Here is a 26,953-nt window from a genome sequence, read left to right as displayed (position 1 = left end):
CAGATTGTCGACGATCTGCTGGACGATGTCGAATGGCTGCCCGCCCCCATTTTTGAGACTTGACGGCCTCATCTTACTCCGCGATAAACTGTATATCCATACAGTGCTTTGCTCGCATCATGATCTTGCCCCCATTCGACCCTCCTCAGTTTGACGCTATGTCGCAATGGTGGCGCACGTGCACGTATGCCGACGTCCATCGCCTGATCCTCGAAGTGCTACACCTGCGAATTACGCTGCGCGAAATGGGCACTCTTACCGACAACGCCACGAGAATGATCGCGTACCTCGATCGTGCCGACGAGCTGCAATACGCAGCTCCGCTGCGCCGCCTGTCAAACAAGATTGACAAGGAGATCATGCGGGCCGGACGCATGGGCAATCCGCGCGCATCGGTTGCTCCGTTCTCTGACGAGTGGCGCGCTCGCGAAGCCATGAAATGCAGGCTCCACGACATCCCCGGCGAACCCGATCCCGGCTCCGACAAGGCAACAAAGTTGCCTGAATTCCAACGCCTGACATGGGCGGAGCTGCGCGACGCGTGGAGCGCGACTCCCTACAAGAAAAATCGTGCGCTCACGATCGAACAGCGCTTTGTGTTGGAAGTCGTGCACGTCCGCCGGACGCTGCGGCTCATGGAGAAAATGGTCTGCGCCGCCGAGCTGGAATTGAAGAAGAACGGCTATCCCGACTCGTTCGCACTCGACCAGCTCCGCCGCATGATTGACAGCGCTCGCTTCGATTGACGCTGCCGGCCTGCGCCAACCCGTGAACGCGATGCCGGTACGATTGATCGCACCGGCATCGTCGGTTAGAACAGCCCCACCGGCTGCGCCGCGTAATCCCAACTGAAGATGATCAGCTCGTTTCGTTCTGCGGCCCTTCCGCCTCCGCCGACGGTGTACTGGATTGGCACCGTCTCAATATGAAACCCATCAAACACGCTCCGAATGTCGGGATGGTCGTTGAGGCTCACGATAGCGCGTCCCTTGATCGCACGCAGCTTTGCGGCCATCTTCTCGTACTCGCCGAAGGGGAAAGCAACGCCGTACCCCTCCGTCTCGTAGTACGGTGGGTCCAGGTAGAAGAGCGTATGCGGCCGATCGTATCGATCGATGCAGGCCGCCCAATCCAGCCGCTCCACGAACGTGTTCGCGAGCCGCAGGTGTGCCGCTGATAGCTCCTCCTCGATGCGCAACAGGTTCAGGCCGGGCGGCGTTGTCGTCGCGGTGCCGAACGTCTGTCCCTCCAGCTTCCCGCCAAAGCAACTTTTCTGCAGGTAGTAGAACCGTGCCGCACGCTGGATATCGGTAAGGGTTTCCGGGACCGTCTGCTTCAGCCATTCGAACACCTGCCTGCTCGTCAGAGCCCATTTGAACTGGCGCACGAACTCCTCCAGGTGATGCTGTACGACACGGTAGAGGTTGATCAGCTCACCGTTGACGTCGTTGATCACTTCAACCTTTGCCGGAGGGCGCAGAAAGTACAGCGCTGCACCACCCGCGAACACTTCGACGTAGCAGTCATGCGCCGGAAAGCGCGGAATGAGATGGTCTGCAAGACGGCGCTTTCCGCCGATCCAAGGAATGATGGGATTTGCCATTGTGAAAGCCGTTTTTAAACTTGGTGTAGAATCCGGCCCGCCTACGTAGGTAAGCAGGGCCTTGGCTGATTCACTGGCTCAGACAGTGGAAAGGCGACCGGGGCAATGCGCGAACATTTCCCCGGTCGCCCTGTTTCTTTCGAGACCGCCCGGCCTCGATTGCCACGCTACTGCGGCGGATTGGTTTGCGCGTCGCCGATCAAGGCGTCGTAACTGCGCTCGCACTGTTGACCGGCGATGCCGCGCTCGTCAGCGATTCGCGCGAACTCTCCCGCAGCCTCGTCAGTCCGGCCGAGCACGTCGGCAAGCAGATCGAGGGCGTCGCCGGTTGCCGTGCTTCGGGTCGAAGCGGCGGCACGCCGGACGTCGACAACGAGTGCGGCGACTTGCTTGCGCAGGCTGACAGCAGCACCATCGGCAGCAGCCGCATCAGCGACCGCCTGATCACGTTCTTTCGCAGCATCAGTTGCGACCCCCTGTTGTGCCACCAGACGGCGGCGAAATTCATCACGTTCGACCCGCAGCTCGTCGATCTGCTTGGCCTGATCAGAGACCTTGGCGGACTGGTCCGCGTCACGTTGCCCCTTCGAATAGCCTGCCGCTGCTCCGACGATTACACCGACGATGACGGCGAGCCACACACGCGGATCGAACCAAGTCATGCGCCGCTCCGCATCATCGACGCAAGGCGCTTCGCACGATCCCCGACCTGCCGCGCCCACAGGCTGTCGAGCATTTCAGTCGCCGCCCCGTTCCAGTCGCCACGTTGCGCCGCCGCGAGAAATTTGCGAAACCCGAGCAGCTTCCCTTGCATGTTGAACGCCATGTTCATCATCACGCGTTGGCGAACCGGATCGAGCGACGACCACCACGACAGATTGCGATCGAGCCACGCCTCGGTTTCTGCGATGTCGTTCTGGTACATCAGATCGATCTCGTTATCGCGGAACCCCTTGTCGGTCAGATTGCGGCCGATGCCTCCCGATACCTTGCCGACTGTGTCGGTATAGATTCGATAGCGCCGATCCTCATCGCGCGTCAGTTCAGCCTTCAGTTTCGCCCCGTCGTACTTACCCATTCTTGCTTCCCCCAAAAAGTTGCTTTGCCTTCCTACGCAGCAGCACCTCCAGGTACTGCGACCCGACGATGCCGAATGCGCTGCCGATCCCGAGAAGCGCGATCGGCGGCAGATCCGGGATCTGCAATAGCGCAATGCCTGCGACCATCGACGTCGCTGAACCCAACACGGCACGGCCTGCAACGAGCCGGAACGTCAAATGTTCGTTACCCACCAACACCTTCGCGATGCCAATCAAACCGCCCATGATGATCAGCTCCAGAATCGTCTTTTCATGGTCTTGCATCGGTTCCCCTTGCCCGATAAAAAGAAAGGCCGCTCCGGTTTCCCGTGAGCGGCCTTCAAAGAACAGCGCGCGGCGTTACTTCGGCGCCGGCACCACCAGATCGATCTTCTTGCCCTTCTTCTTCCCGTGGCCGACCTTCGCTTTCCCCTTGTTCCCTCCATTCAATGTCACGACCGTGATCCATCCGCGTGATGCGAATGTGTGTTCGACCGACTCGATCAGAAACTCACCGTCCACTCCCTTCTTGAACCCCTTCAGCGCGATCGTCTTCTCGGCCGACAGATCGGCGCGGCCGCGCATCGTAAGGCGACTCGTCGACGTGTGCCGATTGAGCGTCGCCAATCGCGACGTCGCCCCAGCTTTCGCGGCCTCCGGACTCGCGAACGCATGCCGCTCGGTATGCACTGCGGACGCACCTGGCGGCGCATCCGGATTCGGGATCGTGAGATCGATCTTCTTGCCCGTCTTGCGATCGTGCACCTTCGTGCGAACGGCCGCGAAGCTCGCGCGGTCGGGGAAGTTGATGTCATAGTCGAGCAGCGCATCGGGCGTGAGCGTCACGACAGGCAGCGGCTTGCCGCTCGCGCTCTTGCCGCCGCCGCGCGGCAGGACAATCAGCTTGCCGGCCTTGACCGTCGCCGTCGCACCGTACTGGCGAGCCACGCGCGTGATGAAGTGCAGATCGCTCTCGCCGAACTGGTCGATGCGCGGCACGATGACGTCGACGTCGCACGCGGTCGACCACTTGTTACGACGCGCGACGTCGCCGACGATGTCGGCCAGCTTCGCGTTCGACCAGCTCCCGTATCGTTGCGTCTTCGACGTCGCACGCATATTCGCCGGCTTGCCCCGGATCACGACGCTGGCCGGCGGCCCGCGCACGCCGACCTCGTCGACGGCATACTCGCCGAGCATCGCCAGCCCCTGTCCCTCCCACCCGATCGACACCTTCAACGTCGCACCCTTCGGCGGAAACTCGATGCGGCCGTCGCGATCGTCGAGCGTGATCGTGCACTCGTCAGCGTCCAGACCGGGTTTGTCGATCGCCCGGATCTCCAGCACGCGATCCTGAATCACCTTCGTCACATCCGAGCCGTTCGCGATAACCTGAAAAATCGCTTCCATCACACCTCGCTACGTCCAGAGCTGGACCGATTCAACACGCGGCGCATCGAGATCCGGCAGCAGGATCTCGACGCCGGCCGGGAACGGCTGCGGCCGAGCCGCGAGCCCCGGATTCGCCTCGTACACGGCCTCGACCGTTCCTTGCAACGTGCCGTAGTACCGAAAGCAAAGCGTGTCGAGCACGTCGCCGTCAGACGTTCTTAAAGTCTTCGCCATAGCGGCCGAACTCCACCGAGAAAGTTTGCTTGCGCGGAATGCCGTCGACGAGCAGCGCGTCCTGCTCCTCCTCGATCGACTGCAACAGCCACCGGCCGAGCACCTCGCCGTCGCCCGTCGTGAGCTGCACGGGCTTCATGCGTCCGCCGATCGCCCGCAGCCGGTTGATCTGCTTCGTGCCGGCCCCGAGCGAGGGGAACACGACGCCAGACAGCGTGATCGTCTCGCCCCCTTCACTGACCGCCTGCAGCGCCTCCTGTCGGTTCAGCCGCTCCTGCGATGCCACGCGATACCGCGTCGCCCGACGCAACTTGTCGTGAGCGGCCGTCGAAAGATTGAAATGGAACGCGTCGCCCGCGTCGGTCGTCATCGACATCAGGTGCGGCGTGCTCGACGTCGCGCCGTCGACCAGTCCCGACAGCAGCGAGCCGACACCGGTCGACTTGATGACGTCCACCACCGCCGAGTCCTTCAGACCGACCGCCGCGTTGAACTGATTCCATGCCCCGCCGAGTGCTGACTTCACGCTGTCAGCGGCAGCCTGCACAAGGGGGAAATTCGAGCCTTCGACCGCCTTCAAAATCGAGCCGATCGACGCCTGCGTCGCATTGAAACTGCGCAGTACCGTGCCGACCTGCGGGAACAGATCGCCGGCCACCGCCAGCGCGCCCTTCGCGCCCGTCAGCAGCTGGGCTGCGCTGCTCAGATTGCCGGTCGCGAGACGTTGCAGCATGTCGACCGTCGACATGCTCGCCGCGCGATTCCGATCGAATATGCGGACCATCTGCCGCACGCGCTCGGTCGCGATTCCGGCCTGCGTTGCCGCCCCTGTGATCTGTCGGATTACATCCATTCGCCCTCCCGTTACATATGCGGCGAATCGAACATGGCCGTTCGACTGTTCGCCTTGCGTTGGTGCTCGTCCATCATTCGCGTCAACTGCGGACTGACCTGCGCGAGGAACTTGTTAGCCAGGTCCGTATCGCTCGCTTCAATCTTCACGTGGAAGACCGGGGCGAAGGTGTTCTGCTGCTCGATACGCGGCCCCGGTCGAGCTCCAACGCCGGCCGCCCCGTCTGTCGCGAGTGCCTTCGCTTTCGCGAGTGCTGCGACATTCGCTGGCGCCTCGTCCGGCTTGCGATCCAGCACCTTGCGCGAGATCGTGCTGAACAGCTTGTCGCCGGCAAACGTGCCGACGGCACCACCAATCACACCGAGCACCGCCGACCCGATCGGCCCGCCAATGGCCCCGATCATCGCGCCGACCTTCGCGCCCATCACACCTCCGGCAAGGCTGCCCGCGATACCCGCGAAGCGGTTCGCCTTCTCCTTGCTGGTATCGGTGCTCGACGCGACGGCGTACGCTTCCCGCGCCGCGAGACCCAACTTCAGCACCGTGCCCGCGACGGCGAGCTTCCCGGCATACGGCGCGACACGGCCAAACAGAGAACGGCCGGCATTGAAGACTCGACCGAGCCGCCCACCTCGAGCTGCCGCACGACGTGCAGCACGACGTGCACGTCCGCCCCCCATCAGATCGCCCAGACCGCCACCGTCGACGCCCCCGCCGGACATGTTCACGACGAAAACACGCTGCACCCCGCCAGAAGCACCCGCAGCCCCGCCGAGTGCATCGAGCGCCCGGCCCACGACACCACCTGCACCGCCAGCACGCCCCGCAGCCGCTCGACCGCCCCGCGCGAGCAAGGTGCCGCGCGCGATGTCGACCGCGCCCCGGCCAATACTCCAAAGTGCCTTTGCGCCGCGCAGCGCGAGGACAGCACCGGCGACGCCAACGACAGCCGCTGTCGCCTTGGGTGCGCCGTCTGCAACGGACTGGATGCCGCTACCGAGCGCCTTTGCGCCCTCACCGACGCGATCCGTAATCGGACGAAGCGCGTCGCCGATGCTGCGCATCGCGTCATCCCATCGCTGACCGACCTCGCTCCAGATCTGTTTGGACGTCTCGCGTCGCGCCTCCAGATCCTTCTGGATCTCGCCGCTCGCCTGCTGCGCGTTGCGCTTCAGGTTGCTGTACAGCTCCGCGTTCTGCATGTATGCCGTCAGCGCCGCCTTGACCTGCATGTCGTTGAACAGGTCGCCGGTCTTCATCGTCTCGGCGAACGCGGCCATCTGCGCCTGACGCTTGGCCGGGTCCATTTCCGAATTGAACTGCTTCGCCGCCGTCGCGAGCTGCTTCGCCTTGGCCGGGTCGACGCGCTCGATGTATGCGCGTGCGAGCACGAACGACGCTTCCAGCGTCGACCAGCCCTTGCCGATCGCCTCGCGCATCTTTGCCTGATAGTCGACGCCGGCCTTCGCGTAGTTGCGCTCGGTCTCCCCGGAACCGATCTTCGAGAACCAGTTTTTGAGGTTGTTCGCCGCCTCGTCGGAGCTGCCCGCCGTCTTCATCTGCACCTGGAGCATCGCCCCGAGCTGCGTCACCGAGTCTTGTCCCGTGATGCCGATCTTCTTCATCTCGGCGAGCAGCACCGGGAACCATCGCGCCATGTCGACCGATTCGAAAGAGCCTTCCTTGCCGAGATACGCGATCGCCTCCAACGCCTTAGCCATCTGGCTCGGGTCGACGATCTCCGCGTTTTGCTGCAGCGCTTGGATCATCTTCGCGGTCTCGACCGTCGTTGCCCCCTGTCCGATCGAGAACTTCGCGACCAGCGGCGCGAAGTTGAGCGCCCGATCCAGATCCATGCCGCCGGCAACCATCTGGTTGACGGCGTCGGCCAGCTCGTTGCGGCCGATACCGTTCGCCCCGGCGTCGCGCCGGATGCGCACACCCATTGCGGCCTCTTCCTGCGTGCGTGCGATACCGGCCTTGATCGCGATGTCGCGAATGATCGCCTGATAGTTCGCCGCAATCGTCGCTGGCACCGCGACCGCCGCCGTCAGCTTCACTGCATCACCGATCACACCGCGCCCGGCCTCCTGACCGGCTGCCAGCCGCTCGTAGCCTGACGCCTTCAGATCCAGCCCCCGCGTCGTCCGGCCGAGCCGCGCATACGCACGATCGAGCCGGTCGACCTCGATGCCGGCATCACGCAGCGACTTCAGATTGCTATCAAGCTTGCGGCGAATGCCGTCCGCCGCACTGTCGCCCGTCGCGTGCAGCCGGCGGAACTCATCCTGCAGGCGCATCGTCTCGCCGATCTGGCGCTGCCAGAGCCTCGAATCGTTCGCCCGCTTCTTCATCGCGTCGATCTTCGACGACGTGTCGGTAATCGCCTTGCCGAACGTCGCCGACACCGCCCCGCCGATCACGATGCCAAGTGCTAGGTCTTTCGCCATATCGGCCCCTTCAGTCCGTCAGCCACCAGAGCATGTCGTCGACCGTCATCTCGTCGATCGACGTCGGCGACATGCCCAACTCACGCAACAGCCGATTTGCCAGCGCCTTGAGCGTCTTTCGGTCCAGCTTTCCGTACGGATCGAAAGGAATAGTAGGCGTCCTGCACGCGCTCGTAATCGGCCATGTCCATCGCATCGAGATCGCTCGGTGCGATGTCCGCGAGGGACGCAAAGAGGATCAGCTCTTGTTCTTCGGAATCGTTCGGCGCGAGCTTCTGCGCACCACGCATGTCGCGCACCTTCGGCCGGCGCATCGTGAAGGTGTCGCACTCGACACCATTGAGCTTGATCGGATAGTCGAGCTTGACCGTAACCTTGTCCATTGCGGTTCCTGAAATGAAAAATGGCGAGCCGGCGGCTCGCCATTGATTGAGTAAAGTAGCTTTGCTGCTTGATGTGCAACGTGAGCGTCGAATGACGGTCACGCCATGCCGAGCTTCTTGCGAATGTCAGCGAGTTGGTCGACACCGTTGATCACGCGCTTGCACGCGAAAATGTCGATCTCGTGCACGACCGCGCCGTCGATCTCCAGCTTGTAGTAGTCGCACGATACGTTGAACTTCGCATCGACTTTGTCGCCCGGCTTCCATTCGCCCGGATCGACTTCGTAGAGCATGCCGCGCAGATACACAACAACACTCTTCGAGTTGCCGCTGCGATCCTTGAACACAGCGCGAAACACGCCGTTGAACGCCCCCTGATCGACCAGCCCGAAGAACTTCAGCACGTCGTACTCCATCGTCGCCATCGCGAACGACGCTTCGAGCGGTTCCATGCCTTGATCGACCTTGACTGCAGCGTCCATACCAGCCGCGCGGAAGTCGTCCGTCTTGAGTTTCAGCTTCGGCGGCGTCATGCTCGTTGCACGCCCCGCGTAGCTACGGCCGTCGACGAACGTGTTGCAGTTGTACAGAGTTTCCGGAATCATCGCTGCCCCTTAGATCTGGTTATCGAGCACTTCGGTCAGCCACTGGTTCGTGACCTCGAAGCGGAAAATCGGGTTCTCGGCCGGCGGGACATCCGTAAAGCGAATGTTCCAGTACACCTTGCCGTCTTCGAGCTGGCTCGCCGTGTTCAGATTCGGATCCGGGTAGACCTCGAAGTTGATCACTGCACCCTGACGCTTCAAATCGCGCATGAACGCCTGCAGCCCCTCGGTCACGTCGCTGACGTAGGTCGCCGTAATGCCACGGTCGACCGCCCACTTGTGCCCGGCCTGCACCGCATCCATGACGATGTCGAGCGTACGCACACGCGTGACGAACTTCCACTTGGGATCGGCCGACAGCGTGCGATTGCCCCACAAGCGAAAGCCGCCGTCTCGGATGATCGTCGTGATGTTCGCGTTGTTGAGCAGGTTCGCGCGGCACGTCTCGTCGCCGTCGAGATATTCGATCGGGCGCCCCGTTCCCGTGATCTCGACGATCTCCTTGTTCGACGGCGATGCCCAGAAACCGATCTTCGCGTCGGTCTGACAGAACAGACCCGCCGCGTATGCCGACGCCGGCAGCGCAATCTGCGCCTTTGCCGCCGTGTCCCATGCCTTAGCGCCGGGGTCGACCATGTACAGGCGCTTGCTGCCGAAATTCTTCGCGTACGCAATTGCCGCCGCGTCGTCGCTGTTCGGGCCGTCGATCACGGCGACCGCGCGCAGCTTGCCGGCCAGAGAATCAGCGGCTGTCGCAACCGGTTGCTTCGACGTGTGGCCCGGCGCGATCAGCAGACGCGGCTGCGTATTGAAAAGCGACTTTGCGTCGAGCAGCGCTTGCATGCCGGTGCGGACACCGCCTGCAGTGACACCGCCCACAATCGCCGACGTTAGCTGCGCCGCATCGGTGACGGATGCGACGCCGACTGCAACGACGACCGCGCTGCTCTGGGCGTAGATCGCACGGGCCGAGCGGGCGATCGCGCTCTTTTCGCCGAATGCACGCACCGCTTCGCCATAGCTCGTCAGTTGTACAGGTACGTTCGGCTGCGCCAATCCAGCGCCCGGCGTATAGGTGTCGGTCAGGCCAACGACTGACGATGACGGCACCGCGATCGTGCGCGGGCCGCTGTCGACGATGGTCGTCGTGATACCGTGAAAAAACGAAGTCGCTGCCATGCGGATCTCCAGAAATGAAAAAAGCCGCTCGACTGAGCGGCTTACGAAACGGGACAGCGCACGAATGCGCCGGGAAAGTTACTTTGCGTCGACCTCGACGCGCGGCTCGGTACCGCTTGAGCTATCACTGCCGGCAGGCACCTCGGATTCAGCTTCCGGAGCCGTCTCACCGGCCTCCTCGCGACGAGCGGCTTCCTCGGCCTCACGCGCGGCTTTCTCCGCACGCTCCGCCTCGACCTTGGCAAGCAACGCCGCCGGGTCCGGCTCGGCCGGCCACACGACGTCGTTCGGGAACGTCGGCAAATCGACCACGCCGACGAGCGCGACCTGATATGCCGCCCACGCGTCGAACGTCGCCGCTTCGATATCCGACAGCAACCCCGTCACACGCGCGTCGGACTTCCCGAGATTCTGCTGACGCGCTTTCTCCATGCGCGCGTAGAAATCCGCCATCGCGGCTTCGCGTACACGTTCCGCGACGACCTCCTCATCGAGCACCCATACGCCATCTTTCCAGAAGTATTCGTCGGACGGACGCGGCACCTCGGTCAATCCCGCGTCGTCGGGGCTAATACCCGCGACCGTGATCTCGCCCGGCTCGCCCGTATCGGTTCGATACAGGCGGACACCGCGATAGTCCGGCTGCATCATCCATTTGCCGTCCTGCCAGAAAGGCCAGGACCGAGTCGGTACTTCCGGCAGAGGCGTGAGCGTGCAGAAGGCAGGCACGAGATATCGACTCGCATCCATCGGGTCGCGTTCCGCGAGAAAGCTCGCGATATAGCGCCCGGTTTGATTGTCGTATTGATTGCAAAGCATGTTTGACCTCGAATTAATAAGCCCGAATCATGGCGAGCAGCGCAACGTTGCGCGGACGGGTTTCGTTACCGCCATCAGCCGCGACGCTGATCGTGTGCGAGTGCCCCCCGGCCGCGCCGATGCCGACGTTGTGGCCGTGCGTGCCGGCCCCTTCCGTATTGAATTCGTGCGCGTGATCGCCGACACCGACAATGTCCGCGGAATCGCCCACGCCCACTGCCTGCTCAGAACCGCTGCCCGCCGTGTCCGAACCCGTCATCGACCCACCATACGGCGGCCGAAGCATGCGACTAAAGATGCCGTTGTTGTGATTGTGGCCGCCCGCACCACCTGTCCACCCGTGGTGTCCGTGCCAGCCTTGTGTATCGGTCCATGCGGTATGCGAGTGATCGCCGACAGCGGCGGCAGACGCGCCGTGCGCGTGCGAGCGGTTCTGACTGTCCTGCCAGCTCCCGATCTGACGCCGCGCATCGGCACCGCGTGCGTCATCCCAACAGCGAATAAATTCACCACGCAGGTCCGGCAGTCGAAACGTTGTGTTGCCGTCGCCCGTGGAAAAGCAACCGTGCCGGCCCTTTCCCCAGTCGCCGTCCGCGACGATCGCGCCACTCGCCTGCGCGTAGGCCCACAACAGCGGATAGTCAGCCCTCTTCAGCTCAGTACCGTTCAGCTTCAGGAATCCAGCGCGCGGCGCAGTTCGGGCCTCCCATACGATCTGCCCGATCTGCACATTGGCGACTGCCGCCGCAAACCATGCCGACGTGATCAGCTTGTTCGAGTTGTCGCCGGCCGGCGGCGCAGTTGCCGTCACGGTTCCACCGACCTGAAGCAGCGCAGACCCGTTGTCCGCCACGCCACCAATCAGCACGCGACCGGACGAATTGATCGTTACCTTCTCCGTTGCGCCGATCAGAAACGAGTGTCGTCCGGCAAGATACTGAAGGTTCCCCGTCCCATCTGCCGCTGCGTCACCGCCCTTGGCAATAATTCGGGCATCGAAGTCACGCGGCGCACCGGAACTGTGAAAATCGATATAGGGTGTCCCTGCCTCGGTGGTACTGCCCATTTCGATATTTCCCTGCTTCGACGTCAGCGTAACTCGTGATGCGAAAGTTGCGCCCCCTCCGACCCGCAACAGATTCGATCCGTCATCGGCGACATCACCGATCAGTAGCCGTCCGGCCTGATTCAGCAACATTTTCGTTTTGCCGAGAATGTTGAATCCGATCCCGAGTCGACCGCCGGTCGGCGTCGTGTTGTTTGCGTCGGTGGTCGAGTTCAAATACAGGATCTTGCCACCCGCCGTCTGCGAGTACGCATCAATGTAGTTGTCAATCACGCCACCGGGTCCGTTCGGCGCTGCGCCGATACCGATGAATTGAGCCTGATTCCCCGAACGGTACGCGACCATTGCATAGCCGGTCGCATCGGCGACCACCTGAAACCTTCCGGTCTCCCGATCTGCCGCCGACGTGCCAACGATCAGATTTCCCGTCGGGCCGATCTGCGCCCGCGTGAGGCCGAGAATCGTGAATCGAATACCGAGCGCACCGTTCGTCGGAGCCGTGTTTGCGGCATCGGTCGACGCAGCAATGATCAGCGACTTGGCTGCGCCCGGATCGGAATAGCTCGCGAGCGTGTTGTCCTTCGGGCTGCTGCCAATGCCCGCAGCCGCACCAAGCGCCAGGTACTGCCCGCCAATATCAGGCCGCTTCGCGACGACGGCATATCCGATCGCAGGATTCTGGACAAGCATCGTGCTTAAGCCATCATCCGCCGCTCCACCGACCAACCAGCGGCCCTCCGACGTGATGCGACCGCGCTCGGTCTTACCGGCGATAAACGACAGCCATCCTGCTGCACCAAGCGTCATGTTACCGGTCAGCATCGCGATGTACGGCACACCCTGCGTACCGAGCTGCAGGTGCCCATCGGCCGGCGAAAACATCCCGGTATCGGGATCTCTGTCAAACGCAAAGCCGGCATTGTTCGTGTTGTTCGGTGTGATTGCACCGGCTTTGCCGAGCAGCTTACCCTTCAGCGTGTCGCCGGCCTTCGCGACCTTGTCGTTAGCGAGATCACCGATCTTCTTGTCGGCCGCATCGGCACGTGTCGTGAGATCAACAACCTTCTTGTCTGTCGCTTCCGCCCGTGTCCCAAGCCCCGAAGCAACTTTGTCGGCTGCATCCGCGCGGTCCCTCAAGTAGCGCGTGCGGTTGCCAAGTTGCTTGAGTGCGATGTTGTCGACGCCGTCCGGGCCGCCCTGCACCGGGTCCGACGTCTCGAACTGTCGAATTCCCGGCTCCCATTTACTCTCTTCTTTCAAATCGGCCATGTTCCGATTACCCCTCGCGTATATTGACCGTTGCGCGTCGCGACGCCGTTGTGCCGGATTGCGACCTCAGAAAAATCTAGCCACGCCAGCAAGCTGCGCGCCGGCGCGTAGCGCTCTATCGCGCGCTTCAGGCTTTCGCCTTGATCTCGCGTAACTGGCTGCTTCAGCGTCACGACGTACTCGGCCCAAGCGGATGACCTGCCATACAGATATCGACCGTTGCGCTTTACCGAGCCGTCCCGACGCTTAACCTGCCGCCCCTCCTGAATATCGATCGCGCCGAAGCCGAGCCGCCGCACGATCTCGCGGATCGCCCACGGCGTGCCCTTCCTCTGGTAGATCGCCAGCGACGATTTGATCAGCCCTCGGCGTGCGTCTTCAGATTCCGCCAGCTCCCACCCGTCGACTGCGAGCGACCATGCGAGCCACGGCAGGAACGCAGCCGGGCAGCGATCCGCATCCCAGAGCGTCCTGATCACGTCCGGGTCGACACTCGGGCGCATCACCTGCGCGAGCGCCGCTTCCAGAGTCGTCTGGTTTGTTGGCAACAACGCTTCAATCGTCATCTGCCACCTTTGGATTGAGTACGATCGACGTGCACCGCGCGAACTGGTCGATCGCGCATACGACGTCGGCAGCAGGTGCCTTCAGATCGACACGCACGACGCCCGAAGATTTGGGATGCAGCGCTCCCGTCACCGCTGAGCGAGGCATGCCGACGCGTAGCGCTTCGCCTGCCGCGACCGCGATATCCAGATCCTGCCGACGCGCGGCGATCACGACACCCGGATCCGGTCCCTGCCCGACGTACACGTCAGCAACAATCGTGTAATTGACGGGCCGGGCCGCAACGACCAGCAGCGTGTCGTTCAACGGCCGACGATCTTCCGGCGAAAGTGCGCGACGCACTGTGTCGAGCAATGCCGCACTCGCCACGCCACCGTTCGAGTAAGACTTCACGACCACGCGCACCACCCCGCCCTCCGGGCGATCGACGCGCACGTCGGCAACGTCCGGCGACGCGTCCATCGCGAGCGACCGATACGCGCCGAACGGCCCGGCCGTCGACGATCGCTCGATCCCCATCTGTGTGCGCAATCGCAGGCGCTCGTCGCGCTCGCCTGTCTCAGGAATCGGCGGATGCGCCTCAGGATCACCGGGATCAACAATCTCCCTCTGCAAATTCCAGAGCACCGCGAGGTGTTCCAGATCAGCACCCGTTGCGTAGGCCAGCAACACCGCTCTACCGGCGTCATTCACGCGCGCCCGAAACCGAATTTCTTCGTATGCCGCCAATTCCAGCAGTTTCACAACCGGATCGGATTCAAGCGCGGCCGTCCAATCCGGATAGATCCGCTTGAAGTGCGCGAGCTTGCGCTGATACGCTTCCTCGAAGTCCAGCGTTTCGACGAGATCCGGCGGATCAAGCGCCGACAGATCGATTACTGTCATGTCGTCACCTCGAATACAACGTCATCGCCGTTGTACTGCCCGGCGATTCGAAAAGTCACTTTGCCGTCCACCACCGACAGCACGTTGACGCGATCCAGCGCGAGGCGCGGCTCCCACCGGCCGATTGCCCGTGCGGACTCGGCCTGCGCGGCCGATATCCATCCACGCGTGACAGGCAAGTCAACCATCGCCGGGATATCCGAGCCGTAGTCGGGGCGCTCTCGACGGGTTCCCTTGCGTGTGCTCAGAATGTCCGCGACGCTCTGCACCAGATGATCGAGTCCGCCGATCAACCGGCCCGTACGGCGACACATGCCAACCAGCGCGACCATCACACCACCTTCGCCTCAACGCGCCTGAAGTCCGCGTGGTCGTCCATGTACCGGATGTGCGCCGGCTCCGTTACGGTCGCCTTACCCGCCAACACTGCGACTTGAGAGCCATCTGGGAACACAATCACGCGACTGCGATACTCGGTATCGATGTACGTCACTGGTGCTACCGCCCCACCTTGATGCGCGTCTTTCGCCATAACATCCCCCACAAATGAAAAGCCCCGCACTAGGCGGGGCAAAGTAGCTTTTGAGTGAATACGCCGTATCAACGAGGGATTGCCTGGTCGAAGTTTGGTCGTTCGACAGTTTTAATTTCCGAACCATCAAGAGCCAGCTGTACCGTATTACCTTCGTAGTACAGCGCAATGTGCGTCGATGATTGCGCAACGATGTAGCCCCGGGCAACTTCCTTACCACCTTTGACCACCGTCTGACATCTCGCTTGAGATACCCAGCACCCAAGAGAGAAATCGCGCATCTGATCTGTGGCGACTCCGTCACCGGCCAATTCCCCAATTACAGATGGAATTGCCATAACTGTAGGAAAGGACATACCAAGAATCGATCCGATTCCAACAGCCGTCCATATCCAAAAAAGGATAGTAAAGAATCGAAGTGCGATCGGCCAAAGCTTGATCGATCTGGTCGACCCGTCTGCTCGTTTGCTCGCCCGTTCAACTGCCCAAATCAGAGCCTTTTCGATCACGACCCAAGCAACAATACCGATCATGATCACCAACACGGATTCCATTACGTGAATCGTGTGTGCCGTGAGCCAAGCTTGAACACTAGCCACCGTGGTCAATGCGCCGAACAATGACAAAACGAGGTGCTGCGCCTTGTCAATTGGAAATGCACTAGGTTCGATCCAGAATTTCCTTAGATATGCGTTGTAGTATGCGTCGCCGAGCGAATAGGCAATACCCAAAGAAGCAAATCCAACTATCGATACGATTACTGGCCACGGCCAATCAAGTATTGATTTCTGCTTCGGCCGTTGCTCGAGTTGTTGCTCGAGTTGTTGCTCGAGTTGTTGCTCGAGTTGTTGCTCGAGTTGTTGCTCGGTCTGCTGCTCCGGTTGCTGCTCCGGTTGCTGCGCGGGCTGCCGCTCGGGTTGGCGCTCAGACTTTTCCTCAGGTTTCTGTTCCGACTCTACCGTGCTCATGCAAACACCCCGTTCCGTAAATATCGTTTCTAAAATCGGAAGACTGTCGAAGAAAACCTACATCACGCTCCGATATACGGGCAACTGACAATTCTGTCAGCTGTATACTAAATCGGCTTACTAACCAACTCACCATCCCCTTGTTCTCGATGGCTGTGCCGACTGACCGACTTGCCAGCAGCAACAACGTCGTCGCGATATTCAGCACCGCCCGCGATCTTCATCGCGACACCGCCACCCTCGCCTGCCTTGCCCTGCATGCCGCCGTTGAACGTCAGCAGTTGCTCGGTCGTCGTGTTGCCCGTGAACGTCGAGTCCGGCACGTCGGCGAGCAGCTTCGCGCTGCGCAGCCGCGCACCGTCCGCCTTCAGCTCGAACTCCGTTCCGCCGATGCGAAACACGATCCGACCGCCCGCCGGCACCGACAGCACGTATTCGTGGCTCGCATGGTTGTACTGTTCGAACGCACCGTCCGGGTAGTCGGTCGCCGTCTCGTCAGGATTCGACCGACCCGAGCCGCCGTGCTGCTCCGTGTAGTAGCCCGGTGCGACAAACGCACCAGCGAGATCCCCGGACGGTGCCCACAGCGCGACCTCTTCGTCGACGGACGGCGGACGCCACTGCCTGACCTTGCCCGCCGCGCCGGCTTGCCATTTGAGCCAGTCGCTCACCCAATCGCCGACACGCACCTTCACGCGCGGCGGATCGTACGTGACCGCCTCGACGACGGCCGACTGCGTCAGGCACGCCATGCGGCGATCCATCTCGCCAAGCTCGAAGTCGCTCACACGTCACCCCACGCCTTGATCCGCCGGATTCCAGTAACGGCCTTCGTTCCCCGGCCCGGTCTCCGGATCGACGCCCCACAGCACCGTGCGGCCCTTCGCCGGCGGCTCGAACACGTCGCCCAGGTCGAATTCGTGCACCCACTCGACCAGCCAGACGAGATACGTATCCAGCTCGGGCCGGAACGGATCAACGCCCGCCGAGCCTACCTGTTTGCCGGGTGTCACGGGCAGACCCCATGTTGCCCCATGTACCGTTTGCAGCACGCGAGCGGACAGCTCGCGCACCTGCAGCTCGGCATCGGCCACCAGCGGATCGACGATCACGCGGGCCTGCATGCGCGCGATCAGCGGCACGCGCCCGGTACCGTCGTCGTGTCCCGGGTCCAGCTCGGCCAGCTCGATCGCAATGAACGGCGTCTCGATCGCCTTGCCGATCTTCGGATACGCGTGAATCCGTTCGAGATCCGGCAGCTTCGCGCGCAGGCCGCACCCAATGCCGTCATGCAGTTGTTTCAGGTTATCGAGCACGGTTCATCGCCTTCTGCAGTTCATAGTTGACCTCCTGCCGTAGCACCGTCATCAGCCGGGCCTCGCACGCCCGTGCCGCGCGACGAAACGCCGGATCGCCCGTCTGCGACCACTCGACCTTCACGACCTCGAACGGCATACGCGCGTTGCCGATGCGCCGATAAATCGGCCCGTCCGGCTGTGCCGTCGTCTTGCGCCATGCACTCTCGAACAGCGATTTGCCGGCCCGCATGCCGTTCTTCGTGCGCCGAACAGAGCCGAGCCGGTGCGCCTCGATCGGGTTCAATCCGAGCCACACCTTTCCGGTATCCATCGACCGCATGAAGAAGTACATCCGCTGCCTCAGCAGCTTCTGCTGGATACCCGTCGCGTTGCCGACCTCCTTCGCGGTCTGACTTCGGATCCACGCGCCCGTCTTTCGTAGCGTGCGCCGCCATGCCGCCTGCATCGCGGCAGGCGGTAGGCCAGCGAGCGCTTCGAGCGCCCCCTTCACGTCAATCTCGACCTTCAGCAGATCCATCGTCACCTCAGAATCAGGATCGTCCAGCCCGTCCCATCGGGATGCAGCTCGAAGACGCGATTGCGTCCGCTCGGGGTCACGACGATGCTGCCCTCGGTCACATCGACCGCGTCGGCGTCGGTGATATGCAGGACTGGCGCGACGAGCTGCGTGCGCTGCGTGCCGAGATCCGGGCCGAGCCACGGCGACGTGAACATCCCGTCGACGGGCCGACCGTCGATCGTGATATCCACGTCGCCGAGATCACGCAGCACTGCCGCGTCGACGTCCGCGATCAGATCTCGGAACGCCATATCACGCCTTCAGCTTGACGATCGCCTTCGGGCGCGTGCACAGGTGCACCGGGTTCGACTGCGCCTCGATGTCGACGCCCTTGCCGAACTGCGCCAGTTCCTGCTTCGCGTAGTACGGCAGGCCGGTCGTATTGACCGCCTCGACGTAGTCGGCCGGCGCAAAGCGTGTGATGAACAGCTCGGGCACGCCCTCCGGCACCGCGTATGCCTCGTCATCGGCCACATAGCCGATGTCGCCGACGCGACCACGATAGCGCTCGAACGTGCAGCCGCCGAAGTCGAATGCGTCGCGCGCATCGCCGCGAAGCGATGCCGCCATCGCGGTTGCGAGATACGTTTCCTTTACCGTCTTCGCGACGATCAGCTTGTTCCAGAACGCCCGGCCGCAGAGCACGCGCACGCCGGTGTACGTCGTCGCCCCGAGCGCATCCTCGATTGCGTCCTGCACCTCGACGCACTTCACGCGGATTTCCGTGTCGGCCTTGCCCAACTCAAACTGAATCACGGTCTGGTCGATGCCGAAGTACTGGAGCAGGTCGATCAACACGGTCTTGCCGTCGGCGTCGAGCACCGCGCCCTTGATCGCGCCGATGCGGTGGAATTCATGCGTCGCATCGAGCTGGCGGCGCAGCTTCGCCAGACGCCGGTTCACCACGGTCTGCAGTGCCTCCAGCTCCGTTTCGGAGCCGAATGCACGCAGGTTCTGGATCTCGTCGGCCTTCACGAACGCACGCTGCGGCAGGTGCACCGTGTTGAACGGGATCATGCTGCGCTTGCTGCCGACCACGATCGCCGACGGCGAGCCGCGCTCGCCTGCCGAAACCAGCGACAGCGTGTCGCCGTCGCGCTCGATCTGGATCGTCGTCGTGGTGATGCCGTCCTCTTCGAACAGACCGAGCGCACCAACGCGGCCGGGTACGTGCGGCTGGTCATTGATCGCTGCGGTGAGCGACGACAGCGAGAACGCGTCATCTTGAAACAGGGCGATGTCCGCCATACAACCTCCAACAGGAAATGGATACAAAAAAGCCACGCAGTGCGAGGCCTTGGGTGTGCTTCTGGTGGCGTGTGCTGCGATCAGCGAACGATCACATGACGCTCGGCGAGATCGTTACGTCCGGTGGCATCCAGGCCGGTCAGGCGTGAGGCCGCGACCTCGGCAAGCCGCACGATGCCCGTTGCCGAGCGCGGGGCGTCGGATGCCGACAACGGCGCGTACAGCACCGCCGCTGCGACCTCCGATCCGTCGTTCGCCGCCTTGTCGTACGGGGCGTACTCGCCGGTGCTCGTCACGCCGAGCACCTGGCCGGCCGGCAGTGCCGGTCCCGCCTTGACCACGATGTGTTCGCGCGAAATCTGCCCGTTGCCTTCCGACACCAGAAATTCCGCCGTCTGGCTGCCCTGTACCTTCACGTTCGACATGAGTGTTTCCCTCCTCGGGTTTCGTCAAAGTTACTTGCCGCTCTTGCGAGCCGCATAGATGGACGCCGCGCGCGGCGCATTCGTGACCACGGCCGGCTCGTTTTTCGCTGTCGATTGAGCGCGAGGATTGATGTGCGATTGCGACGCGGTCATGCGCTCGAACAGCCGCGCACGTACGTGATCGGGTGTCAGCCCGTCGGCGACGAACTGCGCGGTCAGCTCCGGCACGTTCGCCGCAAGGCAGATTCCGGCGATGTCCGCCGCCTGCTGAATCGCCGCATCGACGGTTGCCCGATCCTTCAGGCCGGTCGCCGTCACGATCGCCTCGGCGCAATGCGACAGGCGCGCATCGCGGCAAGCCGCGAACACGCGCGACGCCAGCGCCGACACGTCAGGCGTCGGCAGCACCGGCTGCGGATCGGGTTGCGGATCGGGTTGCGGGTCAGGCTGCGGCTCGGGCGGCGTATTGGGTGGCGTATCGGGTGGCGTGCCGGGCTGCAGCGGATCAGTCGACTCGTCCTCGTCGACCAGCGCCCGCACGACATCGGGCACCGCCGAGAAGCGCGCGAGCAGCGCCGTCGAGTTGGCCGACGCCGACAGCTTCACCGCCGCCTCGATCGTGTCGCAGAATCCCTTCTCCTTCGCCTGCGCCGCCGTCAGCCACGTCTCGGCATCCATCATGCCCCGGATCTCGTCGACCGACTGCCCGCTCTTGGACGCATACGCGGCGAGGATCCCGTCGCCCGCGTTATCGAGCAGATCGGCAATGCGTCGCAGGTCTTTCGCCTCGCCCGCCGTCACCGTGTGCGCGTTGTGGATCATCAGCAACGCATTCTCCGGCATCACGATCTCGTCGCCGGCCATCGCGATCAGCGATGCGGCCGACGCCGCAACACCATCGACGCGCACCTTCACCTTGCCCTGGTGCCGCCGCAGCGCGTTATAGATCGCGAAGGCGTCGAACACATCGCCGCCCATCGAGTTGATTGCGACTACGATCGTCGAAGCGTTGGCCGCTGCTGCGTCGAGCTGCGTCACGAACATCTGCGCGTCCGTGCCCCAAAACCCGATCTCGTTATAAATCCGGATCTCGACCTCGCCGGCCGCGTTCGCCTGCGCCCGGATGTCCCACCACTTACGATTGCGCTTCATCTCACTCCCCATTCGTGTGCGCGAGCGGATCGGTGTCGTCCGCCGCGTGCGTGTCGTACTGCAACCCCAACCGTTGCGCTCGCTGCTGGTCGGCTGCGTTCTCGTCGTCGACCTGCTCCGGATCCTCGCCCTTCGCGAGAATCGCGCCGGTTCGGCTCGTCAGCCCCGCCCGGATCTCCGCACGCTTGGCCGACACGTCCTGCACCGGGTGGATATACGGCCAGCCCTGCGGCACCCACCGCACGCGCAGGTACTCGCGCCGCGCGCGGTGATAGTTCGGCATCGGCAACGCGCCGGACAGAGCGCATGCGTCGACCCACCAGCACCAGATTCGCCGGCAGAACTGGTGGATGAACACGTTCTGCTGCAGTTGCTCGATCGAGCGTCTGAACTCGTTGAGCAACACGCGCAGCACGCGGTCGCTGACGTCGCGAAGATCGCCGGTCAGCACTTCATACGGCATGCCGACCGACGCGGCTGCAGCCATCAGTTGCTGGCGCATGAACGGCGCGTAGTCGGCCCCCGCACCGGGCGGCGTTGCAAACTTCACATCCTCGCCAGGCGCCAGTTCCTGCATCGCGCCCGGCTCCAGCGACACGACCGGAGAGAAGCCGTCGACGTCGAAGTCAATCGGCGCACCAGAGACCGGATCGCCGAGCGGCCCGACCTCCGCTTGCGGCTTCACGATGAAGCCAGCGAAGAGGTTGCTCACTTCCTGCCGGAACAGCACCGCATCGTCGAAGTTGTCCAGCGAATGCAGCCGCAGCAGCACGGTCGATAGCTCCGGCACGCCGCGTACCTGACCGGGCCGCAATCCGTGGAACACGTGCGCGATTTCGTCGGCGGGCACACGCACCGTCTGCACCGCGTCGCCGGCATAGCGGTTGTATTCGCCCGGATGCCGGCGCAGCAGGTGATACGCGACGCGCTCGCCGTCTTCGTTGAACTCGACGCCATTGATGATCTCGCCGCCTGGAACCAGCTCGTTCTTCGTGACCGGTAGCAGGTCACCTTCGAGCAACTGGATCTGCATCGGCACTGCGAGACCGACATGGGGCGAACGCAGACGGCGGCGCACTAATACCTCGCCATCGCTGAAGAACGCGCGCGCGGCGAGCGTCTGCAAGCCGTACAGGTCGTGGTCGCCGTTCGGATCCAGCTCGCCCGAGCTGTCGTCCCAAAGTTGCTTTTGGGCGCGACGTACGTCCGCATTCGGGTGCTGCGGGTGCGCCTGAATGCCGGTGCCGATCGTGTTCGACACCAGTCGCGAAATCGCTGTCTTCGCCCACGGGTCGTTTCGGATCGCGTCCCGCGCGCGGTGACGCATCAGCGGCAGGTTCTGCACAACCGATGCATTCGGCCCCGCGCTCGATGCCTGCCACGACTTCGCCCGCGCCCCGCGCGTACCCGCCGATTCGTACGCTGCAGCCTTCAGCCGGGTCGGCACGACAAAGCCGCGTTGCGCCAAAGCCGGATACGTGCGACTCATCGCACCCCCTTGCCGGCGTGGCGCAGGCGAATGAGCCGCGACCGGCCGGTCGCGCCATCCAGCGCCCGGATGATCTCGGTTTGCGCGTCGCGCAGCTCGGCAATCGACCGGTAACGCACCTTGCGATCCGCGTACTGGACCTCCAGCTCGCCCTTCGCGATCGCCGACTGAATGCGTTGCAAGTCCGCCATCGTGTATGCCATGTGTTTCTCCTAGCGTCGCTTCAGGTACGTCGAGCGAGCGACACGCCGGCCCTGAATGCGCGAAACCCCGCTCGGTGGCGGGGTTTCGGGTGGTTTCGGTGCCGTCGTGACGACTGCGGTCGGTTCGGCTGACGGTTCGCCCGGCGGATCCGGCGGCCGCTCGAACGGTCGTGCGAGCGGCAACGTCTCGATCACCGGCACCGCGTCGAACAACGACACCTGCGAGATGCGGTGTTGCTCCAGCAACCAATGCTGCTCGGTCAGCAGGTGCGTCTTGAGACTGCGCGCTGCGTGCAGCGCATACACTTCGCAATCCAGCGCTTCGTTACGTGCACCGGCTTTCTTCTGCCAGACCCGCTTGCCGCCGATCCGGCCCGGCACCTTGACCTCGGCCGTGACCTGATTCAAATAGTCCGAGCGCACGTCGCGATACCAGTGCATCCGCCCCGGCCCGTCTCCATCTAACTTCAGCCGGTTGTCGAGGATCAGGTCTTTCGCCTTGCTGACGCCAACCATGAACGGACGCAGGCCGTATTTCGCGGCCTTGCTGTTGTTGCGCGTCGAGTCGATCGACGCCTTCGGTACGCTGAAAATCTCCGCACCGATGTCGGTACTGCCCTTGATCGCCATCACGTTCAGGCCCGCACGTTGCGCGGCCCGTACATACTTGTACACGGCGTCCGACGTGGAGCCGTCCGACGAGTCGATCGACGCCGCGCGGATGCGTACGAGGCCGCCGTTTTCGTGACGGTACGCCTGCGTCAGCAGGTCCGTCAGCGCGCCCCATACGCCGCCGACAAGCGGGTTCTCGCCCTGCTCCAGCACGTTGCCGTGCAGCTCGTCCCACAGCACCAGCCAGCTTTCCTCGCCCCGACCCCATGCGCGGATGACGACCGCAATACGATCGTGCTGCACGTCGACGCCGAACGTCAGCAGCAACCCACGCGACGGCACGGTGAACGACGCGTACGGCAGCGCCCGCTCGGCCAGTCGATCCAGCTCCGGCAAGTCCGACTTGTATTTGTACGGCCGGCCCTGCGTGTTGTTCACGAACGAACGCATCTTCGTGTCGTCGCCCGCGCGCAGCGCCCGCTCGGCGGTCAGCCACTTCTTGACCAACTCGCCCATGCGCGAGCCGGGAAACGGCGACACCAGCTCGTTCAACCGAAAGCCGGCCACACCGTAGAACGGTGCCGTCGCCAGCCACCGGCCACGCCGCACCGCGCGAATGCGCGCGTTGTCGTCCCACAGGCTGCCGCAGTGCGGACAGGTGTAACACGCAGTCTCCGGCTGCGCACGACCGAACACTTCGTGCTCGACCTCGGCCTCCTCCGACCAGGTCACGTTCTCCCACGCCAGTTCATGCTCCTCGCCGCAGTCCGGACACGGCACCAGATAGACACGCTGATCCGACGACTCGAACGCCTGCTGGATCCGCGAGAAGCCGTCAACCGTCGGCGTGCCTCCGAAAATCACTTTGCGACGGCTGTCCGAATAGCTCTTGTTGCGCTCCTCCAGCAGCGTGATCGAGTCACCCTGATCGCGCACGTTGGTGTTCGCGTCGTCCGGTTCCTCGACTGCGACGACCGGGGCCGGCGTCGACTTCACATCATCCGGCGCGTTCGACGTGATGAACTTCAGAAAGCCGCGCGGGAACGTCTTGTGATCCCACAGGTTGTTCTTGTCGCGGCCGGCGTGAACCGGCACCTTGGCAGCGAGGCGAGGCGTCACCTCGACCATCGGCTCGAACTTCTCCAGGTTGAACTTCTTCGCGGACTTCTCTTTCGCGAACATGATGATCATCGGGCACGGGTCGACATCGATACGCCGGCCGATGTAGTTCAGCAGCACGCCGTCCGTCCACGCGACCTGAGCGGATTTCATGCACACGATTTTCTGCACGCGCGGATCGTCGAGCGCCGCGTGCATGCCGAACACCCACGGCGTGATGTTCGGGTTATAGCGGCCGGGACTGGCTGTCGCCTTCGCGCTCATGCGCCGGTACTGACGTGCCCAGTCCGTCGTGCCGATCCGCTCGGGCGGGCGCAACAACAGCGCAATCCGGCGGATCACCGCGTGGACGGTCTGGATCGTATTGAGATAGCTGCTCAAGGCATCCATACATATGCTCGTTCAACCACTCGACGTCGACCTCGACGTCGTACAGTGCGCGCAGCTCCTGCACCAGCTTGTCGGGCAGCGCCAGCAGTTCCGTTTGAAATGCGCCGACCATCTGGCCGAACGCGTGTTCGAGCTGCGCGACATTGACGAGCTGGCCTTTCTTCTCGGCCAGCGTCAGCAATTTGATCTCGCGATCGACGATCTCGGTCTTCGCGCGTTCGGCAACCAGATCGATGCCGGTGCCGCTTGCGCGGCCAGCGGCCATCTCGCGCAGGTGCCGGATATACGCGATGCGAATCGCGTCGATGGTCGCCTGGCGATAGTCGAGCTGGATCTTGTCGACGAACCGGGAAACGGCTGACTGATCCATGTCGAGATGCTCGGCAATCTGTTGTTGGGTCGGCATGAATATGACCCCCTATGGATATTCGACAGTAGAGAAAAAACGCGGGTCTGAGCCCCCGCGTCTGGCGATGCCCGTAGGGTCCCCGCCTGCTCAAAAAATAGGCAGGCCCGCACCGATCGCGACATCGACACTCGCGCCGTCGCCCGCCCGGTCCATCGCGCACACGACACGGTCCATCGCGTCGTCAAACACGAAACACCGCGCTGTAACGCGCCCCATGCTTCGATCTTCATCCCACGTCACCCAGACCTCACGCGGCCCGGCGCTCGTCGACTCGATTCGCATTTCTGCGCCCCAATAGAAAAAGCCCCGACTGCTTTCGCACTCGAGGCTTCTGTACGGACTCGTCCGATTGTTACGCTAAAATCTTTACGGGCAAAAATTGCCCATAACGGAGACCCAATAAATGAGTCAAGATCGACCTACCATTCCGCAACCGACACCTGGCCGTCGGGAACAGGCTAACGTGCCGCCACGTGAAACGCCGAGGCAGCCCACACCATCCCACCCACAGCGGCAGAAATAACCGGAACCAGCACAGCATAGACGCGGACGCGCTCCAAGCGGTCCGCCGCTGCTCCGTTGCGGTCCTGAGCAGCCTTTATTCGCAGCTGTACGTTTTCCAGTTCCACTTCGCGCACTATCTGCAGCGAATACTTCGGAAGGTACAGATTCTTCGGCTCATTTGCAGGAGCTTGAATATTGTCGATGTGAAGACACCGAAGAACCAGTATCGCAGCGACCACCAATAGGCCAAGAGCAAACGCCAATGCTGCTGCCATCAGCCAATGTGCCACGTGCGCATCGAATAGCTTGACGGTATAAGCCGATGCCCCGCCGACGCCAGCGAGAATCACCGTTAGCGTGGTAGTCGCTTCCTTCTTTATTTGTTCAGCGCACTGAATATGGAATTGCAGATTCTCGATTGCCTGCTTTTCCACCCAATCGAGCATTCTGTCCTTCTCTTCGCTCGCCGACTGAAGCCCCGCATCTACGCTCGACATATACCCCTCATGCGAGAAAGCCCCAAGGCTTGCGCACTCAGGGCTTCGGTATTCATTTCGTAAGGGCGAACGCCCTCCCAACAGATCCCGACTGACAGTTATCGTTGTTGGTCGCGGCGCTCCCGCGATTCAGTACGCCTGTCGGGCAATTGTTGCGACACGAGTGTGCGGTCGCTCATTTATCCAGTGACGCGGTAAAGGATGTGCAGAGTTTACGCGATCCGCTCTTGAAATGGAATACGTTTCATCCTCGCAATTGACGACGCAATGTGTCGTACACCGATCCATCTACGGTATCCAAAAGCGCGAGCATGTCGTGAAAGCGCCACGACCAGTTCTTCCGATACTCGTCGAGCGATACGCCGAGCGCATGCGCCCGGCCAGCGTCGTCGACCTGACGCTTGCCGGAACCGGAGCAGTCAGGGCAAATATGCCGGCCCTTCGCAACCGGAGCGGGCAACGCCGCGATCCGGCCCATCCCACCGCAGTCGTCGCACGGTTCGTATTCCCGAAAGACCAGCGGCCCGTTACGCCCTTCGAAGAACGGGATACGCTCCTCCGATGCACACACCTTGCCGCTGCCTCCGCATACATCACACGCGTGCGTTGACGTCGTGACGGCACGCGCGCGACGCACGACGCCACGCCCCTCGCACTCGACACACTGGTCGTTCACCCACTCGTCCAGCAAGCGTAGCGCGAACCGCTCGACGATGTCGGCCTTCGCTCGCTCGACAGCGTGCCCCGCACGTTGATCGCGACGCTCGTCGCGCGAGAGGCCCGTGAACCGCGCACGCTTGAAGCGACCCGACGTCCGAATCATCTGCGCCAACAGCAACGTGGCACGGCGAACCATCGCAGGCGTCGGCAGCGGCCCGGCTTTGATTCGGGCCAGCAAGCTACCGAGATCGTTCGCGAAGGCGAGCGCGCCCAAAGTAACTTTAGGATCGGCAATCGGGTCGGTGAATTGACCACGAACGCTCATCGCAACGCCCACCCGCTCTTTCAAATCGATCATCACTCTCTCCTATTCGTCCTAATGTCCCAATGTCCCAAGGGAAAAGGCTTGCAGGGGTGCGCGCCTGCGACATGCGACATGCGCCGCTCACGTCGCGCATGTCGCACCCCTGCACCCGCGCCCGA

31 protein-coding genes are annotated in these 26,953 nt (G+C 62.8%); 1 reads left to right on the top strand and 30 read right to left on the bottom strand.

Going from position 1 to position 26,953, the window contains the following annotated elements; translation table 11 throughout:
• The first annotated feature begins 119 nt into the window (after window positions 1-119).
• Entirely contained in the window at window positions 120-746 is a 627-nt protein-coding gene (locus WS66_RS04095; RefSeq protein ID WP_159086512.1) for a hypothetical protein, read from the top strand.
• 65 nt (window positions 747-811) lie between these two features.
• On the opposite strand, the gene WS66_RS04090 is transcribed toward WS66_RS04095, so the two are convergent.
• The 30 genes from WS66_RS04090 to WS66_RS03935 form a co-directional block, all read right to left on the bottom strand.
• Entirely contained in the window at window positions 812-1,603 is a 792-nt protein-coding gene (locus WS66_RS04090; RefSeq protein WP_059599219.1) for a DNA adenine methylase, read from the bottom strand.
• A gap of 167 nt (window positions 1,604-1,770) precedes the next feature.
• Window positions 1,771-2,265, bottom strand: a complete 495-nt coding sequence (locus tag WS66_RS04085) for a DUF2514 family protein (protein WP_059599218.1) — start codon at window positions 2,263-2,265, stop codon at window positions 1,771-1,773.
• Window positions 2,262-2,681, bottom strand: coding sequence for a glycoside hydrolase family protein (locus WS66_RS04080; protein ID WP_059599217.1), 420 nt, complete (start codon window positions 2,679-2,681; stop codon window positions 2,262-2,264). Before WS66_RS04080 ends, WS66_RS04085 begins: the two co-directional genes overlap by 4 nt.
• Window positions 2,674-2,967, bottom strand: coding sequence for a phage holin family protein (locus WS66_RS04075; protein WP_059599216.1), 294 nt, complete (start codon window positions 2,965-2,967; stop codon window positions 2,674-2,676). The genes WS66_RS04080 and WS66_RS04075 overlap by 8 nt, the downstream gene beginning before the upstream one ends.
• Before the next feature lie 75 nt (window positions 2,968-3,042).
• Entirely contained in the window at window positions 3,043-4,092 is a 1,050-nt protein-coding gene (locus tag WS66_RS04070; protein WP_059599215.1) for a phage late control D family protein, read from the bottom strand.
• 9 nt (window positions 4,093-4,101) lie between these two features.
• Complete coding sequence (locus WS66_RS04065) at window positions 4,102-4,308, bottom strand: tail protein X (RefSeq protein ID WP_059599239.1); 207 nt, start codon at window positions 4,306-4,308, stop codon at window positions 4,102-4,104.
• Window positions 4,283-5,161, bottom strand: coding sequence for a phage tail protein (locus WS66_RS04060; protein ID WP_059599214.1), 879 nt, complete (start codon window positions 5,159-5,161; stop codon window positions 4,283-4,285). Before WS66_RS04060 ends, WS66_RS04065 begins: the two co-directional genes overlap by 26 nt.
• 11 nt (window positions 5,162-5,172) lie before the next feature.
• Window positions 5,173-7,611 (bottom strand): phage tail tape measure protein, encoded by a 2,439-nt coding sequence (locus WS66_RS04055; RefSeq protein ID WP_059599213.1) that lies wholly within the window; start codon window positions 7,609-7,611, stop codon window positions 5,173-5,175.
• Between the two features lie 80 nt (window positions 7,612-7,691).
• Complete coding sequence (locus WS66_RS04050; protein ID WP_059599212.1) at window positions 7,692-7,994, bottom strand: phage tail assembly protein; 303 nt, start codon at window positions 7,992-7,994, stop codon at window positions 7,692-7,694.
• A 98-nt stretch (window positions 7,995-8,092) separates the two neighbouring features.
• Window positions 8,093-8,599, bottom strand: a complete 507-nt coding sequence (locus tag WS66_RS04045) for a phage major tail tube protein (RefSeq protein WP_059599211.1) — start codon at window positions 8,597-8,599, stop codon at window positions 8,093-8,095.
• Between the two features lie 9 nt (window positions 8,600-8,608).
• Window positions 8,609-9,778, bottom strand: a complete 1,170-nt coding sequence (locus WS66_RS04040; RefSeq protein ID WP_059599210.1) for a phage tail sheath subtilisin-like domain-containing protein — start codon at window positions 9,776-9,778, stop codon at window positions 8,609-8,611.
• Window positions 9,779-9,856: 78 nt separating this feature from the next.
• Complete coding sequence (locus tag WS66_RS04035) at window positions 9,857-10,597, bottom strand: tail fiber assembly protein (RefSeq protein ID WP_059599209.1); 741 nt, start codon at window positions 10,595-10,597, stop codon at window positions 9,857-9,859.
• A 13-nt stretch (window positions 10,598-10,610) separates the two neighbouring features.
• Window positions 10,611-12,932 carry a phage tail protein gene (locus WS66_RS34290; RefSeq protein ID WP_236872917.1) on the bottom strand — a complete coding sequence of 774 codons (2,322 nt, stop codon included), beginning with the start codon at window positions 12,930-12,932 and terminating at the stop codon, window positions 10,611-10,613.
• Window positions 12,920-13,498, bottom strand: a complete 579-nt coding sequence (locus WS66_RS04025; protein ID WP_059599208.1) for a phage tail protein I — start codon at window positions 13,496-13,498, stop codon at window positions 12,920-12,922. The genes WS66_RS34290 and WS66_RS04025 overlap by 13 nt, the downstream gene beginning before the upstream one ends.
• Window positions 13,488-14,384, bottom strand: coding sequence for a baseplate assembly protein (locus tag WS66_RS04020; protein WP_059599207.1), 897 nt, complete (start codon window positions 14,382-14,384; stop codon window positions 13,488-13,490). Before WS66_RS04020 ends, WS66_RS04025 begins: the two co-directional genes overlap by 11 nt.
• On the bottom strand, window positions 14,381-14,716 hold the full coding sequence (locus tag WS66_RS04015; protein WP_059599206.1) for a GPW/gp25 family protein: 336 nt from the start codon (window positions 14,714-14,716) through the stop codon (window positions 14,381-14,383). Before WS66_RS04015 ends, WS66_RS04020 begins: the two co-directional genes overlap by 4 nt.
• 268 nt (window positions 14,717-14,984) lie before the next feature.
• Window positions 14,985-15,884 (bottom strand): hypothetical protein, encoded by a 900-nt coding sequence (locus tag WS66_RS33540; protein ID WP_159086511.1) that lies wholly within the window; start codon window positions 15,882-15,884, stop codon window positions 14,985-14,987.
• Between the two features lie 107 nt (window positions 15,885-15,991).
• A complete protein-coding gene (locus tag WS66_RS04000) occupies window positions 15,992-16,672 on the bottom strand; it encodes a phage baseplate assembly protein V (protein WP_059599203.1) in 681 nt (226 codons plus the stop codon).
• A 3-nt stretch (window positions 16,673-16,675) separates the two neighbouring features.
• Window positions 16,676-17,200, bottom strand: coding sequence for a hypothetical protein (locus WS66_RS03995; RefSeq protein ID WP_059599202.1), 525 nt, complete (start codon window positions 17,198-17,200; stop codon window positions 16,676-16,678).
• Window positions 17,190-17,720, bottom strand: coding sequence for a phage tail protein (locus WS66_RS03990; RefSeq protein ID WP_059599201.1), 531 nt, complete (start codon window positions 17,718-17,720; stop codon window positions 17,190-17,192). The genes WS66_RS03995 and WS66_RS03990 overlap by 11 nt, the downstream gene beginning before the upstream one ends.
• Before the next feature lie 2 nt (window positions 17,721-17,722).
• Window positions 17,723-18,013 (bottom strand): head-tail joining protein, encoded by a 291-nt coding sequence (locus WS66_RS03985; RefSeq protein WP_059599200.1) that lies wholly within the window; start codon window positions 18,011-18,013, stop codon window positions 17,723-17,725.
• A gap of 1 nt (window position 18,014) precedes the next feature.
• Window positions 18,015-19,010: a major capsid protein gene (locus tag WS66_RS03980; RefSeq protein WP_059599199.1), complete on the bottom strand. Its 996-nt coding sequence runs from the start codon at window positions 19,008-19,010 to the stop codon at window positions 18,015-18,017.
• 80 nt (window positions 19,011-19,090) lie between these two features.
• A complete protein-coding gene (locus WS66_RS03975; protein ID WP_059599198.1) occupies window positions 19,091-19,435 on the bottom strand; it encodes a head decoration protein in 345 nt (114 codons plus the stop codon).
• A 30-nt stretch (window positions 19,436-19,465) separates the two neighbouring features.
• Window positions 19,466-20,587 carry a head maturation protease, ClpP-related gene (locus tag WS66_RS03970; RefSeq protein ID WP_059599197.1) on the bottom strand — a complete coding sequence of 374 codons (1,122 nt, stop codon included), beginning with the start codon at window positions 20,585-20,587 and terminating at the stop codon, window positions 19,466-19,468.
• Between the two features lies 1 nt (window position 20,588).
• Window positions 20,589-22,076 carry a phage portal protein gene (locus WS66_RS03965; RefSeq protein WP_059599196.1) on the bottom strand — a complete coding sequence of 496 codons (1,488 nt, stop codon included), beginning with the start codon at window positions 22,074-22,076 and terminating at the stop codon, window positions 20,589-20,591.
• Window positions 22,073-22,279, bottom strand: a complete 207-nt coding sequence (locus tag WS66_RS03960) for a phage head-tail joining protein (protein ID WP_011657129.1) — start codon at window positions 22,277-22,279, stop codon at window positions 22,073-22,075. The genes WS66_RS03965 and WS66_RS03960 overlap by 4 nt, the downstream gene beginning before the upstream one ends.
• A gap of 9 nt (window positions 22,280-22,288) precedes the next feature.
• Window positions 22,289-24,352: a phage terminase large subunit family protein gene (locus WS66_RS03955; RefSeq protein ID WP_335672051.1), complete on the bottom strand. Its 2,064-nt coding sequence runs from the start codon at window positions 24,350-24,352 to the stop codon at window positions 22,289-22,291.
• Window positions 24,237-24,806 carry a MarR family transcriptional regulator gene (locus tag WS66_RS03950; protein ID WP_179955246.1) on the bottom strand — a complete coding sequence of 190 codons (570 nt, stop codon included), beginning with the start codon at window positions 24,804-24,806 and terminating at the stop codon, window positions 24,237-24,239. Before WS66_RS03950 ends, WS66_RS03955 begins: the two co-directional genes overlap by 116 nt.
• A gap of 461 nt (window positions 24,807-25,267) precedes the next feature.
• A complete protein-coding gene (locus tag WS66_RS03940; RefSeq protein WP_059599192.1) occupies window positions 25,268-25,810 on the bottom strand; it encodes a hypothetical protein in 543 nt (180 codons plus the stop codon).
• Window positions 25,811-26,054: 244 nt separating this feature from the next.
• Window positions 26,055-26,828, bottom strand: coding sequence for a zinc finger-like domain-containing protein (locus WS66_RS03935; RefSeq protein ID WP_059599191.1), 774 nt, complete (start codon window positions 26,826-26,828; stop codon window positions 26,055-26,057).
• Window positions 26,829-26,953 lie beyond the last annotated feature (125 nt).

Source organism: Burkholderia sp. LA-2-3-30-S1-D2, assembly GCF_001523915.2.
GTDB lineage: Bacteria > Pseudomonadota > Gammaproteobacteria > Burkholderiales > Burkholderiaceae > Burkholderia > Burkholderia diffusa.
Note: the sequence above shows the minus strand (reverse complement) of the source record. Positions and strands in the feature narration are given on the sequence as shown.

Excerpts from the sequence above, each read along its gene's own strand:
- WS66_RS04095 (WP_159086512.1), top strand. The coding sequence starts at position 120 with ATGATCTTGCCCCCATTCGACCCTCCTCAGTTTGACGCTATGTCGCAA.
- WS66_RS04090 (WP_059599219.1), bottom strand. The coding sequence starts at position 1,603 with ATGGCAAATCCCATCATTCCTTGGATCGGCGGAAAGCGCCGTCTTGCA.
- WS66_RS04085 (WP_059599218.1), bottom strand. The coding sequence starts at position 2,265 with ATGACTTGGTTCGATCCGCGTGTGTGGCTCGCCGTCATCGTCGGTGTA.
- WS66_RS04080 (WP_059599217.1), bottom strand. The coding sequence starts at position 2,681 with ATGGGTAAGTACGACGGGGCGAAACTGAAGGCTGAACTGACGCGCGAT.
- WS66_RS04075 (WP_059599216.1), bottom strand. The coding sequence starts at position 2,967 with ATGCAAGACCATGAAAAGACGATTCTGGAGCTGATCATCATGGGCGGT.
- WS66_RS04070 (WP_059599215.1), bottom strand. The coding sequence starts at position 4,092 with ATGGAAGCGATTTTTCAGGTTATCGCGAACGGCTCGGATGTGACGAAG.
- WS66_RS04065 (WP_059599239.1), bottom strand. The coding sequence starts at position 4,308 with ATGGCGAAGACTTTAAGAACGTCTGACGGCGACGTGCTCGACACGCTT.
- WS66_RS04060 (WP_059599214.1), bottom strand. The coding sequence starts at position 5,161 with ATGGATGTAATCCGACAGATCACAGGGGCGGCAACGCAGGCCGGAATC.
- WS66_RS04055 (WP_059599213.1), bottom strand. The coding sequence starts at position 7,611 with ATGGCGAAAGACCTAGCACTTGGCATCGTGATCGGCGGGGCGGTGTCG.
- WS66_RS04050 (WP_059599212.1), bottom strand. The coding sequence starts at position 7,994 with ATGGACAAGGTTACGGTCAAGCTCGACTATCCGATCAAGCTCAATGGT.
- WS66_RS04045 (WP_059599211.1), bottom strand. The coding sequence starts at position 8,599 with ATGATTCCGGAAACTCTGTACAACTGCAACACGTTCGTCGACGGCCGT.
- WS66_RS04040 (WP_059599210.1), bottom strand. The coding sequence starts at position 9,778 with ATGGCAGCGACTTCGTTTTTTCACGGTATCACGACGACCATCGTCGAC.
- WS66_RS04035 (WP_059599209.1), bottom strand. The coding sequence starts at position 10,597 with ATGCTTTGCAATCAATACGACAATCAAACCGGGCGCTATATCGCGAGC.
- WS66_RS34290 (WP_236872917.1), bottom strand. The coding sequence starts at position 12,932 with ATGGCCGATTTGAAAGAAGAGAGTAAATGGGAGCCGGGAATTCGACAG.
- WS66_RS04025 (WP_059599208.1), bottom strand. The coding sequence starts at position 13,498 with ATGACGATTGAAGCGTTGTTGCCAACAAACCAGACGACTCTGGAAGCG.
- WS66_RS04020 (WP_059599207.1), bottom strand. The coding sequence starts at position 14,384 with ATGACAGTAATCGATCTGTCGGCGCTTGATCCGCCGGATCTCGTCGAA.
- WS66_RS04015 (WP_059599206.1), bottom strand. The coding sequence starts at position 14,716 with ATGGTCGCGCTGGTTGGCATGTGTCGCCGTACGGGCCGGTTGATCGGC.
- WS66_RS33540 (WP_159086511.1), bottom strand. The coding sequence starts at position 15,884 with ATGAGCACGGTAGAGTCGGAACAGAAACCTGAGGAAAAGTCTGAGCGC.
- WS66_RS03990 (WP_059599201.1), bottom strand. The coding sequence starts at position 17,720 with ATGGATCTGCTGAAGGTCGAGATTGACGTGAAGGGGGCGCTCGAAGCG.
- WS66_RS03985 (WP_059599200.1), bottom strand. The coding sequence starts at position 18,013 with ATGGCGTTCCGAGATCTGATCGCGGACGTCGACGCGGCAGTGCTGCGT.
- WS66_RS03980 (WP_059599199.1), bottom strand. The coding sequence starts at position 19,010 with ATGGCGGACATCGCCCTGTTTCAAGATGACGCGTTCTCGCTGTCGTCG.
- WS66_RS03975 (WP_059599198.1), bottom strand. The coding sequence starts at position 19,435 with ATGTCGAACGTGAAGGTACAGGGCAGCCAGACGGCGGAATTTCTGGTG.
- WS66_RS03970 (WP_059599197.1), bottom strand. The coding sequence starts at position 20,587 with ATGAAGCGCAATCGTAAGTGGTGGGACATCCGGGCGCAGGCGAACGCG.
- WS66_RS03965 (WP_059599196.1), bottom strand. The coding sequence starts at position 22,076 with ATGAGTCGCACGTATCCGGCTTTGGCGCAACGCGGCTTTGTCGTGCCG.
- WS66_RS03960 (WP_011657129.1), bottom strand. The coding sequence starts at position 22,279 with ATGGCATACACGATGGCGGACTTGCAACGCATTCAGTCGGCGATCGCG.
- WS66_RS03950 (WP_179955246.1), bottom strand. The coding sequence starts at position 24,806 with ATGCCGACCCAACAACAGATTGCCGAGCATCTCGACATGGATCAGTCA.
- WS66_RS03940 (WP_059599192.1), bottom strand. The coding sequence starts at position 25,810 with ATGTCGAGCGTAGATGCGGGGCTTCAGTCGGCGAGCGAAGAGAAGGAC.
- WS66_RS03935 (WP_059599191.1), bottom strand. The coding sequence starts at position 26,828 with ATGATCGATTTGAAAGAGCGGGTGGGCGTTGCGATGAGCGTTCGTGGT.